The sequence below is a fragment of the Borreliella garinii genome (assembly GCF_001922545.1).
Classification (GTDB): domain Bacteria; phylum Spirochaetota; class Spirochaetia; order Borreliales; family Borreliaceae; genus Borreliella; species Borreliella garinii.
Window position 1 is genome coordinate 584516 of record NZ_CP018744.1, and the last position, 16437, is coordinate 600952.

General features: G+C 28.0%; 18 protein-coding genes. 16 read left to right on the forward strand and 2 right to left on the reverse strand.

Translation table 11 applies throughout. The features are described 5' to 3' along the window. Together BLA33_RS02725 and BLA33_RS02730 are read right to left on the reverse strand one after the other, a co-directional pair. Positions 1-684, reverse strand: a complete 684-nt coding sequence (locus tag BLA33_RS02725; RefSeq protein ID WP_075226420.1) for a tetratricopeptide repeat protein — start codon at positions 682-684, stop codon at positions 1-3. Continuing rightward, the gene (locus BLA33_RS02730; protein WP_075226421.1) at positions 684-1727 is read right to left on the reverse strand and encodes a polyprenyl synthetase family protein; all 1044 of its coding nucleotides are present in this window, start codon (positions 1725-1727) and stop codon (positions 684-686) included. Before BLA33_RS02730 ends, BLA33_RS02725 begins: the two co-directional genes overlap by 1 nt. Before the next feature lie 50 nt (positions 1728-1777). On the opposite strand from BLA33_RS02730, the gene BLA33_RS02735 reads away from it, so the two are divergent. The 16 genes from BLA33_RS02735 to dprA all read left to right on the forward strand — a co-directional run bounded on the left by BLA33_RS02735 (position 1778) and on the right by dprA (position 16428). Further along, positions 1778-2356, forward strand: coding sequence for an SAM-dependent methyltransferase (locus tag BLA33_RS02735; RefSeq protein WP_075226423.1), 579 nt, complete (start codon positions 1778-1780; stop codon positions 2354-2356). Positions 2357-2407: 51 nt separating this feature from the next. Further along, entirely contained in the window at positions 2408-2938 is a 531-nt protein-coding gene (locus BLA33_RS02740; protein ID WP_004791918.1) for a chemotaxis protein CheW, read from the forward strand. Further along, positions 2928-3767 carry an NAD(+)/NADH kinase gene (locus BLA33_RS02745; RefSeq protein WP_075226425.1) on the forward strand — a complete coding sequence of 280 codons (840 nt, stop codon included), beginning with the start codon at positions 2928-2930 and terminating at the stop codon, positions 3765-3767. Before BLA33_RS02740 ends, BLA33_RS02745 begins: the two co-directional genes overlap by 11 nt. A gap of 315 nt (positions 3768-4082) precedes the next feature. Beyond that, a complete protein-coding gene (locus BLA33_RS02750) occupies positions 4083-4841 on the forward strand; it encodes a hypothetical protein (protein WP_029346565.1) in 759 nt (252 codons plus the stop codon). A 28-nt stretch (positions 4842-4869) separates the two neighbouring features. After that, on the forward strand, positions 4870-5952 hold the full coding sequence (locus tag BLA33_RS02755) for a hypothetical protein (protein WP_075226427.1): 1083 nt from the start codon (positions 4870-4872) through the stop codon (positions 5950-5952). After that, on the forward strand, positions 5949-6791 hold the full coding sequence (locus tag BLA33_RS02760) for a hypothetical protein (protein ID WP_029346567.1): 843 nt from the start codon (positions 5949-5951) through the stop codon (positions 6789-6791). The genes BLA33_RS02755 and BLA33_RS02760 overlap by 4 nt, the downstream gene beginning before the upstream one ends. Further along, a complete protein-coding gene (rsmH, locus tag BLA33_RS02765) occupies positions 6784-7674 on the forward strand; it encodes a 16S rRNA (cytosine(1402)-N(4))-methyltransferase RsmH (protein ID WP_075226429.1) in 891 nt (296 codons plus the stop codon). Before BLA33_RS02760 ends, rsmH begins: the two co-directional genes overlap by 8 nt. Beyond that, the gene (locus BLA33_RS02770; RefSeq protein WP_004791642.1) at positions 7671-7952 is read left to right on the forward strand and encodes a hypothetical protein; all 282 of its coding nucleotides are present in this window, start codon (positions 7671-7673) and stop codon (positions 7950-7952) included. Before rsmH ends, BLA33_RS02770 begins: the two co-directional genes overlap by 4 nt. Before the next feature lie 22 nt (positions 7953-7974). Next, the gene (locus BLA33_RS02775; protein WP_075226430.1) at positions 7975-9366 is read left to right on the forward strand and encodes a UDP-N-acetylmuramoyl-tripeptide--D-alanyl-D-alanine ligase; all 1392 of its coding nucleotides are present in this window, start codon (positions 7975-7977) and stop codon (positions 9364-9366) included. Between the two features lie 17 nt (positions 9367-9383). Next, positions 9384-10439, forward strand: a complete 1056-nt coding sequence (mraY, locus tag BLA33_RS02780; RefSeq protein ID WP_029346569.1) for a phospho-N-acetylmuramoyl-pentapeptide-transferase — start codon at positions 9384-9386, stop codon at positions 10437-10439. A gap of 42 nt (positions 10440-10481) precedes the next feature. Beyond that, positions 10482-11540, forward strand: coding sequence for a putative lipid II flippase FtsW (gene ftsW / locus BLA33_RS02785; protein WP_004793427.1), 1059 nt, complete (start codon positions 10482-10484; stop codon positions 11538-11540). A 35-nt stretch (positions 11541-11575) separates the two neighbouring features. Beyond that, positions 11576-12319 (forward strand): cell division protein FtsQ/DivIB, encoded by a 744-nt coding sequence (locus BLA33_RS02790; RefSeq protein WP_004791574.1) that lies wholly within the window; start codon positions 11576-11578, stop codon positions 12317-12319. Continuing rightward, the gene (gene ftsA, locus BLA33_RS02795; protein ID WP_029346570.1) at positions 12319-13560 is read left to right on the forward strand and encodes a cell division protein FtsA; all 1242 of its coding nucleotides are present in this window, start codon (positions 12319-12321) and stop codon (positions 13558-13560) included. The genes BLA33_RS02790 and ftsA overlap by 1 nt, the downstream gene beginning before the upstream one ends. A gap of 21 nt (positions 13561-13581) precedes the next feature. After that, positions 13582-14781 (forward strand): cell division protein FtsZ, encoded by a 1200-nt coding sequence (gene ftsZ, locus BLA33_RS02800; RefSeq protein ID WP_029346571.1) that lies wholly within the window; start codon positions 13582-13584, stop codon positions 14779-14781. Then, positions 14782-15474 (forward strand): tetratricopeptide repeat protein, encoded by a 693-nt coding sequence (locus BLA33_RS02805; RefSeq protein WP_004791807.1) that lies wholly within the window; start codon positions 14782-14784, stop codon positions 15472-15474. A 9-nt stretch (positions 15475-15483) separates the two neighbouring features. Continuing rightward, entirely contained in the window at positions 15484-16428 is a 945-nt protein-coding gene (dprA, locus tag BLA33_RS02810; RefSeq protein WP_029346572.1) for a DNA-processing protein DprA, read from the forward strand. Positions 16429-16437 lie beyond the last annotated feature (9 nt).

Sequence of the window (16437 nt, forward strand, 5' to 3'; positions counted from 1 at the left end):
TCAAGTTTTGCACATTGTGTTTTGAATTGTTTTTAGAGTACTAATTTGCAGGTATAATTCTTTTAATTTTTTCCTGTTAAAATAATAGAAGGGTATTTGTTTTATTATTTCTAAACTATTTAAAAAAATTATAAATAAGGTATCGTCATTAAGCGCTAATTGGAATGTTGAGGTCAATATTGTATTAAATGCTTCATTTTCATTTTTTACAAAATGATAAATACTTTTTTTTAAAAGAGCATCAAGTGCTATAAATATATTTTCTTTGAACAATTCCTTACCGCTTTGGAAAAATTCAATTATGTAGTCCATTGAATTTTCAACCTCTCCTATTAAAAAGTATGCCCAAGAGATATCTAAAAAGTTTTTTTTATCTTTAAAGTCTATTATTTTTAAGTAATCTTGAGATTTAACAATTGCTTTCTTCCAGTTTTTATTTAAATATTCCAATTCTGAAAGCAAAAGATGGGCATCAACTTGATTTTGATCCATGTTAACTATTTTTTTTAGATTTGCTATAGCTTTGTTGTATTTTTTTGAGTTTTTTAGCATCATTGATTTTTGATAAAGTTTTTCTATTTTATATTTGTTTGCTTGTTCATTGAGCTTTGATGTTGATTTTATTTCAGGGTAAATATTTGTAATCAAACCATAGAAAAGCGCTATTATTATTGTTTTTCTCATTATATTCCTTCTTTTATTTGTTCGACAATATCTATTAGTAGATTTTTATATCTATTTTTTAATGGGTATAAATTGAGTTCGGTTTTAAACTCGTTTAAATATTTTAAAGCAATAGTAGTTGAATTTCTTATTGATTTTGATGAATTTATCATCTCTGTTAGTTTAAATATTTCTTTTCTTTCTGTAATGGTTTGGGCATTTTTTATTTGATTAAATTTTGCAATAATTTTTGGTTCAAATTTTTTTTCTTGTAAAAAATAAATTATTGGCAAACTTTTTTTTCCTTCAATTAAATCATCTCCGAATTCTTTGCCATTAATTTTATTTTTTATGTTTTTAATATCGTCTATTATTTGGAAATAAACACCAAGTTTTAGGAATGTACTGTAAATTTTTTTAGCCTTGTCTTCATTATTTGTGATTATTGCGGCTAGAAAGCTAGCCATCCCGAAAAGCGAAGCTGTTTTTAATTCTACTAAGGAAATGTATTCCTTAATGCTTGGAATGTGTGATTCGTTATGAAATTTAATATCAATTCCTTGTCCTAGATGGAGATTTGAAAGAGTTGTAAAAAAATTTTCATAAATCAATAATTTTTGATTTTCTTTTAAATTTGATCTTTCTATTAATTTTGCAGGTAAAAAATAAATCAAATTACCGGCATTTATGCTGTTATCTATTCCATATATTAAATGTATTGCTGATCCGCCTCGCCTTTTTAACGAATTGTCTTCAATGTCATCAATAATCAAACTTCCAGAATGAGGAAGTTCAAGCAGTAAGCTTAATTTATATATTAGTCTGTTGTTTTTTTCTTTTAAACCTAATGCGTATGCTAAAAGAATCATTATCATTGGTCTTATTCGTTTTCCACCTCTATTAATTATTTCAATTGCTGGTAATTTAATATAATCGAGGGTTTCCTTTTTTATTTTAAAAGTAAAATTTAAATCTTTATCTTTGAATAAATTTAGAAAATTGGTTGTTGAAAAGATGCTGTTAATATTTTTTTCAATGTTTTTTAAAAACAGTTTATTTTGCATAATAAGAATTATAATGAAAAAGTATAATAAAGTGTATTAAAGGGATTGATGTGTATCGTTTGGGTGATGAGTATTTTCAAAAAGCTAAAAGAGAAGGGTATTTGGCAAGATCTGTTTACAAGTTAATAGAAATTAATGAAAAATTTTCTTTATTTTCTTCTGGCAATGTTTTAGATATTGGTGCATCACCTGGTAGCTTTTCTCAATATGCTTATAAAAATCTTAAAAGAGGTGTTTTAGTGTCTGTTGATATCAATGATATTAGCCTTAGATATGTTGATAATTTTTATTTTATAAAGGGAGATATATTTTCAGACGATACAGCTTATAAAATTAATAAATTTGGGCCTTATAGTCTTGTAATTAGTGATGTTGCCCCTAAAACTACTGGCAATAGACTTGTAGACACCAGCAATTCTTTTAATTTAAGCATGAGAATAATAGATTTATCGTTTGAAGTTTTACTTAAAAAAGGAAATTTGCTTGTTAAAGTTTTTCAGGGAGGAGATGAGATGCAAATTTTTAAAAAGTTTGAAAAATATTTTAAATTTGTAAAAAAAATTAGACCCAAGGCTGTAAGGAAAAATTCTTTTGAAATTTATTTTTTGGGCAAAAGTTTTGGCAAATAGCAAATTAATCAAATTGCTATTGCTATAAGTATCAATTTAAAGGTATGAAATATGTTTAGAAAAGAAATATCTGAAGATAGAAAGTCACAGCTGCAAGTTGCAGGTTTTAAAATAGGCAAAGAAAGTTATGGTGTCTCAATAGAGCATATTAGAGAAATTATCAAAGTTCCATCAGAAGGAGTTTATGCTATACCAAATGTTCCTGAATATATTATAGGTATTTATAATCTTAGAGGCAGTATTATTCCTTTAGTTAATTTAAATATTAAATTTGGGGTTCCTTCTATTTCAGTAACAGAAGAAGATATGCTTTTGACAGGATACTTAATAGTTAAGATTAAAAATAAACTTTTGGGCATTTTTGTTGACAGGGTTCTTAAAGTTATTAGCTTTGATGATTCTAGGATTCAAGAACCTCCTGCTACTTTACAAACTTTAGATAGAAAATATATATCTGGAGTTGTAAAGCTTGATGATGCTGATAATCTTGAGAGTGAATATTTAGTATTAATTGATATTGCAAAAATTTTTGATAAATGCGAATTTGACGATATTCCCTATAAAGATCAACATGAAGAATAAGGCTCTTCTTTGTATTAATACTTTAAAGTCGGGAGCTAGCATTTTAGGCAATGATATTAAAGCTTATTTAGAAACCAAGTATTTTGTTGAGGTGGTGTTAATAGATGTTAGTAGGCCTTTATTATCTTTTCCAAGAGAAAATTTTCTTTTTTTGATAACTTTAGGAGGAGATGGGACAGTTCTTTTGGCTGTTAACTTGCTTCTTGAAAATAAAAATGTTGATATTCCGATTATTTCAATTAATATGGGGAAGGTGGGGTTTTTGGCGGATATTAAGATTGAGGATTTTAAAAAAGTCATAGATAGATTTTTTAAAAATTCTTTAGTAATTAATAAAAAATTTTTGCTTCATGTAACAGTTTATAATCACGGTAAAGATTTAATTTCTAAATATGCTTTAAACGATATTATTATTCGCTCAAGTCTTCTTAATAAAATGATTCATGTAGATCTTAAGGTTAATTCCGAGAGTTTTTTATCATATAAAAGTGATGGGATAATTGTGTCTACTCCAACAGGTTCAACGGGATATTCTTTCTCAGCAGGAGGTCCTATTTTGGAAGCAGATCTTGAGGGATTTTTACTTACACCTATTTCACCCCATTCTGTTTATAATCGCTCTTTTGTGTTCTCTAAATTAAGTAAACTTTCTCTTTCTTTTCCAAAGGAATATTTTATAGCTCCAGCATCAATTTTTTTAGATGGAATTAATTTTGGTTCTTTCGGAGTTGATGTTGTTTTTGAATTTGAAATTTCTTCTCAAAGCTTAAATTTTGTCTCATTTTGTACTGATACTTTTGTTAAGAGATTGAAAAACAAATTATTATAAGCTTAATGCTCTTTTAAACAGTTTTCTTTTTAATAAATATTGTTATTGGTTGTTATTTGAATGTTTGATTTAATCTGATCTTTAATTAGATTAGAGGATTTTGTGTGTTTTAAGACTTGGCACTTTTAAAAATTAGTTAAAATTTTACATAATTTATTATAAGGACGTTAATGTTTTGTTTATTCGCAGACTTAATGTTCTAAGGGTGTTTTTTATAAATTTATAACTTGTTAAAATATTTAATATGTTTGTTTCTAAAATCAATATATTGGATAATTGATAAATCACCTTTTTATGAGTTTTAGGCAGGTGTTTATGGATTTAGTTGATAATGAAAATTATAAAAAAATATTGTATATTAATAATCTTGTTTTGAGGACTTTAAATGATATAGCCGCTATAAAAGAGATTAACGAATTTACATCAAATGCTAAACTTTCATTTAATCTTATTGATTTTAATTTAAATGTTTTAAGCTATATTTCGTCTTTAAATTATTATTATACTAGGCCTAGATTGAAAGTAAATTATTCTATAAAGAAAATTTTGTCTGGATTGATTTCTGATTTTAGCTTAGTTATTAGCCCTGTTCTTAGCATAACTCCAAGAGAGTTGATTGAAATACCTCAGACTCTTGATTTAAACCCCGAAGAGAGGTTTTTAATTGTTAGAAAATTGGGATATTTAATTGATTTGGCTAAAAATTTTAGCAAAAAAGATTCTAAAACACTTGTTTTTCTTGAGGATATGTATCTTAAATTTATTGTTTTTTCTAAAAATATTATTGATTTTAGAGATTTTTCTAAAAATTTACAACTTGAGAGTCCTTATTATAAATTTCAATTTGAGCACCTTATTAAAGTGCTGGAGCTTTTAGAAGAAGGAGCATTTATTTTAAGGGGCAAATATGAGCTTAGTGGATCTCATGAATTTGGACTACATTCTCTTGGTTATCTTGAAGCAGGAAGAGTTTTAGCCACCATAGCTTCTCAAAAAGAAGCTGCTGAAAAATTTTCAAGGTTTCATGGAGTTTGGTCTTCAAAGTTTAGTTCAGATTTAATTAAAGCAAAATAATAGATTAAAGTGGGAGAAAGTAGTTATATTGAGTTTTAATGTAGAAGAGGATACAAGTAAATTCAGAAAATTAAAAATTTTTTTGATCTTGAGCTTGTTTTTATTATTTATAATTTTGATTGATTTCTTTATAAGATCTACCATGAATGTATCTAATTTTTATGATTTTAAGAATTTTGAAAATAAATCTGATTATAAAAATATAAATTTAAGCAAGAATGTTTTTGTATCAAATAAGGTTTTAAATCTCAATTTTAGAGAATCTTATTATTCTCTTTTAAGTGATAACTTAATAAGTTCTTCAGACTATTATTATGTGCTTTTTAATTCTAGTAAGGATTATTCTGTTTTTTCCGCTAAAAACAATAAATTTTTATTTACACTTAAATCCAAAGATTTTGTTTTTGTAATAAATAATTTAATTTTTACTTTAAACGACTTGTATAAAACTTTAGAGATTTATGATTCTGACGGGAATAATATACTAGTGCTTAATTTTTTGTCTTCAATTTTAAGTATAGACTATAATAATGAAGTTTTAGTTTTAGTTTTAGGGCTTTCTAATGGGGAGATTTATATATATAAACAAGGTAAGATAATTTATATGGAAAATTTTTTAGAGAGAAAATTTCCAACGTGTTTTGTTAAATTAAGTTCTGATAATAAGTATTTAGTTTCATTAAAGGGTAATTATAAGTATTTTTTAGAAATAATTGATTTAGAGAGTGATTATAAAAAAATTTTAGAATTAAACAATTTAACTATTAATAGTTTTGAGACTTTTATAAAAATAGATGATTATAATAATTTGTTTATTGAAGTTGAAAATTCACTTGTGGTTATAAATATTAAAAGTGGTAGAATATTTAAAGTTGAAAATAAAAATTCTATTTTAAGAGCATCATATGATTATTTTCAAAATATTTACAGAGTATATTTTTATTCTGAGAGTGAAAAAATCATTAATATAAAAACTTATTCTGCAAATTCTTTTGGATTGTTTGACAATGTTTTTATTAGAGATGAAATAAGCTCTTTTGTTGAATTTGGAAAAGGACTTTTGTATTTTAATAGTAATAATGATTTAAAATATTTGGGATTGGGGCAGTGATTTTAATTGTTTTTGTATTTTTCTTTAATATTTTAGTTTTAGATTTATATCCATTTTTGGAATTTAGAAATGATGAAAAGTTTGCTTTAGTTAAAGATTTTGGTGCATTAGATAATGATAAATTAAATATTGGAGTAAGGTTAAAGCCTTTGGAAAAGACAGTATCTGTTTTTTCTAATAATTATAAAATCTTATATTCAAAAAATAGATTAGATAGGGATAGTAGTATTTTAATCATTTTTGACAATGATTTAAATTTGAATCTAGAGATTTTAGGAGGGTTTTTTTATAAACTTGGAAAAATCTTTTTAAAAGATGAAAAGAGTGTTATTGATTTAGTAGTTAATGATCCCACTGCTAAAAAGATTATCAATCCTTTGTTTGTTATAAAGAATAGGAACAATTTAGTTGCTGAGACAGTCTATACCTTAGGCAAGGTTTTTTTAAAAGGAAAGGGTGATGATGAAAGATTGGAAGTATTTAAAAATATAAATTTAAATGTCGATTCTGGTCAATATAGCCTTTTGTTATATTTTCATACTCAAAAAGTAGAATCTTTTAAAAATTCTCTTAAAGGAATTTATTATTTTGAGGCTATTTTGAATAATAAAAGTATTTTCCGTTCAGATTTTCAAAATATTTTTTTGATTAATAATACATATACTTTGGCTCAAGAGAAAAATTATGGATTAGATATTTTGAATATTAAAAAAGATGGCGGATGTCTTAAGATAAATGATCTTAATTTTATTAAGGGTAAGAATGAACTTAAAATAAAATATGGAGATGTTTATGGAAATGAAAAAAAAATAATTTATAGGTTTAAATTAAATGAATAATAATGTTTTTCATTTTCCAGTACTTCTTGATGCAATTTGTAAGCTTATAGAAGATTTGCCTGTAAAAAGCGATTTAATATATATTGATTCTACTCTTGGAGAAGGTGCTCATGCAAAAGCGATTCTTGAAAAATATGACTTTTTAAGTTTGATTGGAATTGAAAGAGATCCTCAAATTTTAGAAAGAGCAAAGCAGTTTCTTCTTGTTTTTAAAGAGAGAATTACATATTTTAATGACTGGTTTGATAATTTTTTCGTCAATTATCCTTTAAATGTCAAAGCTAATTTTATTTTAGTTGATCTTGGTATTTCTATGTTTCATTACAAAGGCAGTAAAAAAGGATTTTCTTTTCTTGAAGATGAACCTTTGGATATGAGACTTTGTTCTTCTTCTTGTAGTATTAGTGCGGCTGAGATTGTAAATACTTTTAGTAAATATGATCTTGAAAGTTTAATTTATAATTTAAGTAATGAGCATTATTCTAGAAGAATCTCTAAAGCTATTGTAGAATATCGAAAAATTAAAAAAATAGAAACTACAAAAGAGTTGCAAGCTGTAATAAATAAAGTTTATCCTTTCTCAAAAGCTAAAATAAATCCAGCTACAAAAACTTTTCAAGCTTTAAGAATTTATGTAAATGATGAGCTTGCTAGGCTTAAAAGAAGCTTGCCTTTGTGGATAGAAAATTTAGCCAAAGATGGAATTTTAGCTATTATCACATTTCATTCAATAGAGGATCGTATTGTAAAAGATTTTTTTAGAAGTTTAAGCTGTGATTTGTATGCTAAGATTTCAAAAAAGCCCATTATTCCAAGTTTTGATGAGATTAAAAAAAACAAACCTTCAAGGAGTGCTAAGCTTAGAGCTTTAAAAAAAATATGAATAGTATAAGTAAGATTGAGTTTGAAGTTTATTGTATTTTAATTTTAATACTAACAGTCATAGTGTGTTTTAATATTTACTTAAATTTTAGATATGTTGTAAAGCTTAGAGAATTTAATCACTTGGACAATGAGCAGGAAAATATTATTGATGATAATTTAAGATTGTTGACAGTAATATATGAACTTGAAAATATTAATAGAATAGAGAGTTTTTCTTTTGGAGAATTAAATTTGGAAAAAAAAGCTAATGAAGATATAAATATTTTTGTTGAGTAAAATATTTTAGAATGAGGTTTGAGTGCGTATAAAGATTAAGGATGTTTTAATCTCTTCTAAAGATGTAAAGTTTGTAGGGAATATAAAAAATATTGAAAAGGTAGTCTCTTTTTACTCGTTAGATAGTCGCGAAATAAATGATGATAATATCAATGTTAGTCTTTATTTTGCATATAAGGGAAATAAAGTAGATGGATTTTCTTTTGTTAAATATTTAATTGATTTGGGTGTTAAATGTTTTATATGTGCAAGAGAGCATGAATCTGAGTGTATTAAATATTTAAATGATAATGAAGGGTTGGTTTTTTTGCTTACAAGTAATGTAATAAAACTCCTTCAAGCTTTAGCATCGTGTTTAATTGAAAGGACAAAGTTTAAAAGAATTGCTATTACAGGTAGTAATGGTAAAACTACAACTAAAGAAATGCTTTATAGCATACTTTCAAAGAAGTATAAAACTTACAAAACTTGGGGTAATTTAAATTCTGACATTGGACTTCCTCTTAGTATTTTAAGAGTAGAAGGTAATGAAGAATATGCTGTTTTTGAAGTTGGAGTTAGCTATATTGGAGAAATGGATCTTTTATCCCAAATTTTAAAACCAGAAATTGTTATTATTACTAATATAGGCTATGCACATATGCAAGCTTTCAAGGAGTTACAATCCATTGCTTTTGAAAAGAGTAAAATAATTGGCAAAAACATTGAAATCTTTGTTGCAAATGAAATGAATGATTATTGTGTTTATCTTGAAAAAAGAGCAAAAATCGCAAATCCAAATGTTAAAATCGTTTATTTTGATTTTGAAAGTCTTAATATTAAATCATTTTCTTTTCTGGATGGGAAATTTTCTTATGATTTTGTTTACAAAGGGTTTGAGTACTCTATTTTATTGCTAGGGCGGCATAATATTTTTAATGCAATAGGTTGCATTAATTTGGCTCTATTTTTAGGAATGAGAGAAAAAGAAATAAGAGAAGGTCTTATTGAGACTGCTTTTCAAAAGGGTAGGGCAGAAATTTTAACAAAAAATGGATATTTAATTTTAAATGATTCTTATAATGGCAATATGGATTCTTTTATGGCCTTAAAAAATATGATTTTGGATCTTGATATTCAGGGCAAAAAATTTATGGTTCTTGGGTCTTTTAAAGAGCTTGGAGAATTTGCATACAAAACCCATAAAGATTTAATTAAAGAGGCTGTTTTAATGAATTTTGATAAAATTTTTTTAATTGGCGAAGAATTTTTAGATGTTAGATATTCTGAGAATTTAGTTGAAAAGCGTTTATGTTATTTTAGCGAATTTGATAAATTTATTGATTTTTTTTTAAAAAGCTTAGAACCTTCAGTTTTTATTGTCATTAAGGGTTCAAGGTTCAACAGGCTTGATAGAATTTTAAATTATATTTAGATGATAATGAGGTTATTATGTTTTACCTTTTAGGTTTGCGCTTGCTCAAATATATTACTTTTAGAATGGCTTATGCTACAATTTTTGCATTTTTGCTTTCTTTGATTGTAGGGCCCCATATTATTTTAAGGTTAAAAAAATTAAGAGTTGACCAAGTTTTAAGAGAAGATGGTCCTAAAAGACATTTGAGTGAAAAAGCAGGAATTCCTACTATGGGAGGCATTCTTATTTTTTTTTGTGTTTTTATTTCTTTGGTGTTTTGGAGTAACATTTTAAATGTTTATTTTTTGATTATGCTTTTTGTTATGTTTGGATTTGCTTTTTTGGGATTTATAGATGATTTTTTGAAAATCAAAAAGAAAACTTCAGATGGACTTAAGGCTCGATTTAAGATTTATGGACAAATAATATTTTCTTTTATTTCTGTTGGCACTCTTTATTATTTTGGGGGTGAGCATGTTAGTATGATCTATTTCCCTTTTATTAAGTCTTTTCAAATAGATTTAGGAGTGTTTTACATTCCTTTTGGTATGTTTATTTTAATTTCTGCTTCTAATTCTTTTAATTTAACAGATGGACTTGATGGACTTGCAATTGGATTAAGTATAGTTATAACAGGGGCTTTAATAATAATTGCCTATCTTACAAGCAGGGCTGATTTTGCAGCTTATTTGCATATTCCAAATATTAAGGGTTCTGAAGAGCTTGTAATATTTCTTGGAGCTTTGCTTGGGGGTAGTTTTGGATTTTTATGGTTTAATGCCTATCCCGCTAAAATTATGATGGGAGATACAGGTAGTATGGCCTTGGGTGCTATTCTTGGAATGGCAGCTTTGATTTTAAAAAGTGAAATACTTTTTTCAATTCTTGCAGGAGTTTTCATTATTGAAACTATGTCTGTAATTATTCAAGTCATGGTTTACAAAAAGACCAAAAAAAGAGTATTTAAAATGGCTCCACTTCATCATCATTTTGAAGAACTTGGGTGGTCTGAGATGCAGGTTGTTATTAGATTTTGGATAATAGGGTTAATATTTGCTATACTTGCTTTAAGTACGATAAAAATCAGATAATTTATTATGTTTGTAGAGATAAATTCACTTAGGATGTGTTATTTGCTTGTTTTGCTGCTATTAGTAGCCTATGGTCTTGTAGTTTTTTATACTTCTTCCTTTTTCCTAAGCTTAGAGTTGACAGGTAATCCAAATTTTTTATTTTTCACAAGACTTAATTATCTTTTTTTAAGTTTTATAGTTTTTCTTGTTTTTGAGAGAATTTCTTTAAATTTTTTAAAAAAATCAATATTTCCTGTATTGACCATAACTCTTTTTTTAATTATGGCAACTTTTTTATCTCCTAGTATTTCCGGAGCAAAAAGATGGATATTCTTTCAAGGTATTAGTATTCAGCCCTCTGAGATTTTTAAAATATCTTTTACTATTTATCTTTCAGCTTATTTGAGTAAATTTGATCTAAGAAAAAACAATGGTGTTTCATACTGGTTAAAGCCAATGTTGATTTTTGCAATTTTTTGGGTGTTAATAATTCTACAAAACGATTATTCAACAGCTATTTATTTTGCTATTCTTTTTTTTATTGTTTTGTTTGTTTCTAATATGGCATTTAGTTATGTTCTTGCTATTGTGATTACTTTTTTGCCAGTTTCTGCTATATTTTTAATGCTTGAACCTTATAGGGTTTCTAGAATTTTTGCTTTTCTCAATCCTTACGACGATCCTTCTGGGAAAGGTTATCAAATAATAGCATCTCTTAATGCTTTAAAAAGTGGGGGAATTTTAGGTAAAGGTTTGGGAATGGGAGAGGTTAAACTTGGAAAACTGCCGGAGGCTAATTCTGATTTTATTTTTTCAGTTCTTGGAGAAGAATTGGGATTTTTAGGTGTTTTGTTTGCCATAAGTTTATTTTTTTTATTTTTTTACTTTGGCTATTTTATAGCCATTAATTCTAATAGTAGGTTTAAATTTTTTATTGCATTTATTTCAAGCCTTGCAATTTTTCTTCAAAGTATAATGAATATTTTAATTGCAATTGGTCTTTTGCCCCCTACTGGGATAAATTTGCCGTTTTTTTCATCTGGAGGATCTTCTATTATTGTTACCATGGCACTTTCTGGTCTTATTTCAAATGTTGCAAAAAACTTAAGTAATAATTGATTGGATTTTTCTAGTACTGTAAATCGGGTTAGTTTATGATTTTTGAGAGAAAGTTTTTAATTAAATATATATATTTTTCGACTTCTTTAATTTTTTTTGAAATAATGGTTATTGTTTTTGCGTCTCCTTATTTTTTGATTAGGTATATTAGCATCAATAATGATACTTCTCTTTCTAAAGAAGACATAATCAGGATTTCGGGAATCAAACCTAATACATATTATCATAATGCTGATGCTAGAATATATGAAGAGAATCTTAAAAAAGATTTAAGGGTAAAGAATGTTAAGGTTGATCTTCAGTTTCCCAATAAAATCAATATTAAAATAGAAAAAAGAATACCCGTTGCTGTTGCTTTAGAAAACATAAATGGTAATATTACTTATTATTGCATTGCATCAGATGGTGTAATTTTAGAAAAAGGCAAACATTTAATTTATGATTTGCCTATAATCAGCGGATTAGTGTTAAGTGACAATAATGTAGGAGATTTCCTAGAGGATAGAATGCTTAATGTTGTAAGGGGCCTTGATTATCTTAAAATAAATCAAAAATATTTGTATAATTTAATATCAGAGGTCAATTTTTTAAAATTGAATTTCTATGATTATAATGTAATTTTGTATATTAAAAGTATATATAATAAAATATTGATAACAGTTGATATGGATTTAATGGATGTGATGCATAAAGTGTTTCTTGGAGTTAATTTACTTAAAGGAAAGCCTGGCGTTATAGATTTAAGAAGTGGTGATATCATTTTGTTAGGAGAAGGTTAGTGTCTAGGAATTTGATAGTGGGGTTGGATGTTGGAACTTCAAAAATTTGTACTGTTGTTGCTGAGGTAAATTTAAATGATCAATTAGAAATAGTTGGAATAGGCACTAGTATATCAAGAGGGGTTAGGAAGGGAGTTTTAATAAATATTGAAGCGGCTCTTGATTCAATATCTAATTCTATTGAAGCTGCAGAGCTCATCTCAGGATGTGACATTACATCGCTTTCAGTTTCTATGTCTGGAAGTAGTGTTGAGGGAACTAATTCGCGCGGTGTTGTTGCAATAAATTCAAGAACAAGAGAGATTAATGAAGAAGATGTTGAGAGGGTAATTGAAGCAGCAAAGGCAATTGTCATTCCAATGGATAGAGAAATTCTTCATGTTATTCCTCAAGAATTTATTGTAGATGGAATACCTCATATAAAAAACCCAATAGACATGATGGGTATTCGTCTTGAAGGGGAGGTGCACATTATTACGGGGTCTAGCTCTTCTAGCCAGAATTTAGTTAGATGCGTAAATAGAGCTGGCTTTGCTGTTGATGAGGTTGTTCTTGGAAGCTTAGCTTCATCTTATGCAACTCTTTCTAAAGAAGAGCGCGAGATGGGTGTTTTATTTATTGATATGGGTAAAGGTACAACGGATATTATTCTTTATATTGATGGTTCTCCTTACTATACAGGCGTGATTCCTATTGGCGTTAATAGAGTGACTCTTGATATTGCGCAAGTTTGGAAGGTTCCTGAGGATGTTGCTGAAAATATTAAAATAACGGCTGGAATTGCTCATCCGTCTATTCTAGAGAGTCAAATGGAAACTGTAATTATTCCAAATCTTGGGACTCGACCTCCTCAAGAGAAAAGTAGAAAAGAGTTGTCTGTAATAATTAATTCAAGACTGAGAGAAATTTTTGAAATAATGAGAGCAGAAATACTTAAAAGGGGACTTTATAATAAAATTAATGGTGGGATAGTTTTAACAGGTGGAGGAGCTTTATTTCCAGGTATTTCTAATTTAATAGAAGAAGTATTTAATTACCCCGCAAGAATAGGTTTGCCAATGAGTATTAATGGGGTTGGGGAAGAGCATATAGATCCCAAGTTTTCTTCAGCTCTTGGCCTTGTTCTTTATAAGCACGAGCAACAAAAATTCAATAAATTAAAGAAGGTAAGCAGTAAAGCTAAAAGAAAAAATAAAATATCTTCAAAGTTGAAAGGTTGGTTTTTGAAAGAATGGTTTTGACCAATCGTGGAGGAAGCGTTAATGAAAGATTATAATATGATTGATAGCCATACAAGAAGATTCGATTCTACTACAAATCCTACAATTCTTAAGGTGATTGGTGCAGGAGGAGGGGGTAGCAATGCTGTTAATCGTATGATTGAATATGGAGTAAGAGATGTTGAATTTATTGTGGCCAATACTGATCTTCAGGCTCTCCAAACCTCTATTGCTCCCATAAAAATTGCTCTTGGAGCAAAAGTTACAGCAGGGCTTGGTGCTGGAGGAAAGCCTGAGATTGGGCAAGCTGCAGCAGAGGAAGACATAGATGTTATACGTAACCATCTTTCCGGCGCTGATATGGTGTTTATTACTGCTGGCATGGGAGGTGGGACAGGAACCGGGGCGGCTCCGGTTATTGCACAAGTTGCAAAAGAGCTTGGTATTTTAACGGTTGGAGTTGTAACAAAGCCTTTCAAGTTTGAAGGTCCTAAGAAGTTGAGACTTGCAGAGCAAGGAATAAATAACTTAAGGAAGTCTGTAGATACATTGATTATTATCCCAAATCAAAAGCTTTTAACTGTTGTTGACAAAAGGACTACTATTAAAGATGCTTTTAAGCGTGCAGATGATGTTTTGAGAATGGGTGTTCAAGGTATTGCGGGACTTATTATTGAGCATGGAGAGGTTAATATTGATTTTGCTGATGTTAAAAGCATTATGCAAGGGCAAGGCGATGCTTTAATGGGAATCGGATATGGCAAGGGTGAAAACAGAGCTGTTGATGCTGCAACTTCTGCGATTAGCAATCCACTACTTGAAGAAGTTCGTATTGAAGGGTCTAAGGGGCTTCTTGTTAATGTTACTGGTGGAGATGATTTTTCATTACTTGAACTTGAAGAGATTATGGGTATCATTACTGTTAGTGTTGATGATGAAGCTACTGTGATATATGGTCATGCTATTAATTCAAATCTTGAAGATGAAATTTACGTTACAGTTGTTGCTACGGGCTTTGCGTCTAAAAAACAAAAAGAAATATCAAGTTCACCAGAGAATAATACTTTAAGTTCTAAAGAATTTGATACTTTAATGTCAGGCAATCAAAATGTGCCTTCTGGATCTTATGAGCATCAAGATTCTTCTTTTGCAGCAAAGTCCAAAAATGTTAATTATTTTGATGAAGATATTGATGTTCCAACATTTCTTAGAAATTTAAATAAAAAAAGTAGCGATGATTAGATGAAAATTTTGTCGTTAATCATACTTATTAATTTATTTTTATCTTGTGGTAGTGAATCTAAAGAAAAATTGAATCTTGGGCTTAGATTGAGAGAATTGGAAATTTCAGGCGGTGGATCTGAATCCAAGATTGAAGTTTATAAGGAATTTATTGAAAAAGAAGATAAAAATATTTTAAAGATAGTTAATTCTATTGATAAGAAAGCCAGATTTTTCAATTTGATTGGTCTTGAATTTTTTAAGCTTGGTCAGTATGGACCTGCTATTGAGTATTTTGTTAAAAATTTAGAAATCAACTCCAATAATTATTTATCTCATTTTTATATAGGTGTTGCTTCTTATAATTTAGCTAAAAATTTAAGAGTAAAAGATGAGGTTGAAAAATACATAATTCTTGCTGAAAATTCTTTTTTAAAATCACTTTCAATTAGAGATGATTTTAAAGATTCTCTTTTTGCTATTTCTAATATGTATGTATATGATCTTGACAAGCAACTTGAAGCTAAAAATTATTTAAATAAACTTGATGATATGGGTGAGGATTATTTTGAGTTTTTCATGTTAAGAGGTGCAAATTATTATTCGCTAGGTGATCTTGGTAATGCTATATTGTTTTATGAGAAAGCTAGTAAAAATGCTTCAACTGAAGAGCAAAAAGAAGGTGTTTCTAGGATCATGAGTAATTTGAAGTAATTATTTATGATGAAATTGCTTTATATTGATAATTTGAAATTTTTAAAAAGCAAAGAAAAATTAAAACTTTTTAATAATTTTGATTTTAATGATATTATTAAATTGACCCAAAAAGACATTGAGTCTTATCTTTTAAGATCATTTAGAAAATCATTTAGGTTGCCCGATTTAAAATTAGTAGAATTGCAAGAAAAAGTTATTCGAAGGACAAATGCCAAAATTGCTATTCTAGGGTCTAAATCTTATCCTAATAAGCTTAAACGAATTTATGACCCTCCTTTTGCTATTTACTATAAAGGAAATTTGCCAAATTCCTCTTCATTGTCTTGGGCTGTTGTTGGTTCTAGAAGAATTAGCAAAGCTCTTGCTGAGAGAACTAGAGAATTTTCTTCACATCTTGCAAAAAATGGTGTAGAGATTGTTTCTGGATTTGCAATTGGAGCTGATATTGAAGCTCATATAGCAGCAATCAATGAGAATAGCAGAACATTTGCTGTTATTCCAACAGATATTGATAATATTTATCCTAAGCAAAATCGAAAATATGTTTTTAAACTTTTAGAACAAGGCGGAGGAATAATTACTGAGACTTTGCCATTTGATAAAATTCAAAATTATTTCTTTGCTAAAAGAAATAGATTGATCTCAGGCTTGTCAGATGCTATTTTTATAACTTATGCGCCCTTAAAATCGGGAGCTTTAATTACGGCTGAACTTGGTCTTGATCTGGGGCTTGACATTTATGTTTATGATTTAGATTTTTGTGGTGATGGGGCTTTAAAATTATATGATTTTGGTGCTCAAGAGATAAAAACTGTTAAGGATCTTTATGCATTATTGAATATTCAATATGTAGACTCTAATAATATTGAAGATGATCCTAAAGAGTGTTGTAATTGTAAAGATGTGTCTGATGTTCTTATTGGAGAACTTTTAAAAGAGATATATAAATAGGGGGGTAAT

What these genes read in the sequence shown, in the direction of transcription:
- mraY (WP_029346569.1), top strand. Translation starts at nt 9,384, where the DNA reads ATGTTTTACCTTTTAGGTTTGCGCTTGCTCAAATATATTACTTTTAGA.
- BLA33_RS02750 (WP_029346565.1), top strand. Translation starts at nt 4,083, where the DNA reads ATGGATTTAGTTGATAATGAAAATTATAAAAAAATATTGTATATTAAT.
- BLA33_RS02790 (WP_004791574.1), top strand. Translation starts at nt 11,576, where the DNA reads ATGATTTTTGAGAGAAAGTTTTTAATTAAATATATATATTTTTCGACT.
- dprA (WP_029346572.1), top strand. Translation starts at nt 15,484, where the DNA reads ATGAAATTGCTTTATATTGATAATTTGAAATTTTTAAAAAGCAAAGAA.
- BLA33_RS02725 (WP_075226420.1), bottom strand. Translation starts at nt 684, where the DNA reads ATGAGAAAAACAATAATAATAGCGCTTTTCTATGGTTTGATTACAAAT.
- BLA33_RS02745 (WP_075226425.1), top strand. Translation starts at nt 2,928, where the DNA reads ATGAAGAATAAGGCTCTTCTTTGTATTAATACTTTAAAGTCGGGAGCT.
- BLA33_RS02770 (WP_004791642.1), top strand. Translation starts at nt 7,671, where the DNA reads ATGAATAGTATAAGTAAGATTGAGTTTGAAGTTTATTGTATTTTAATT.
- BLA33_RS02805 (WP_004791807.1), top strand. Translation starts at nt 14,782, where the DNA reads ATGAAAATTTTGTCGTTAATCATACTTATTAATTTATTTTTATCTTGT.
- rsmH (WP_075226429.1), top strand. Translation starts at nt 6,784, where the DNA reads ATGAATAATAATGTTTTTCATTTTCCAGTACTTCTTGATGCAATTTGT.
- BLA33_RS02740 (WP_004791918.1), top strand. Translation starts at nt 2,408, where the DNA reads ATGTTTAGAAAAGAAATATCTGAAGATAGAAAGTCACAGCTGCAAGTT.
- ftsZ (WP_029346571.1), top strand. Translation starts at nt 13,582, where the DNA reads ATGAAAGATTATAATATGATTGATAGCCATACAAGAAGATTCGATTCT.
- BLA33_RS02730 (WP_075226421.1), bottom strand. Translation starts at nt 1,727, where the DNA reads ATGCAAAATAAACTGTTTTTAAAAAACATTGAAAAAAATATTAACAGC.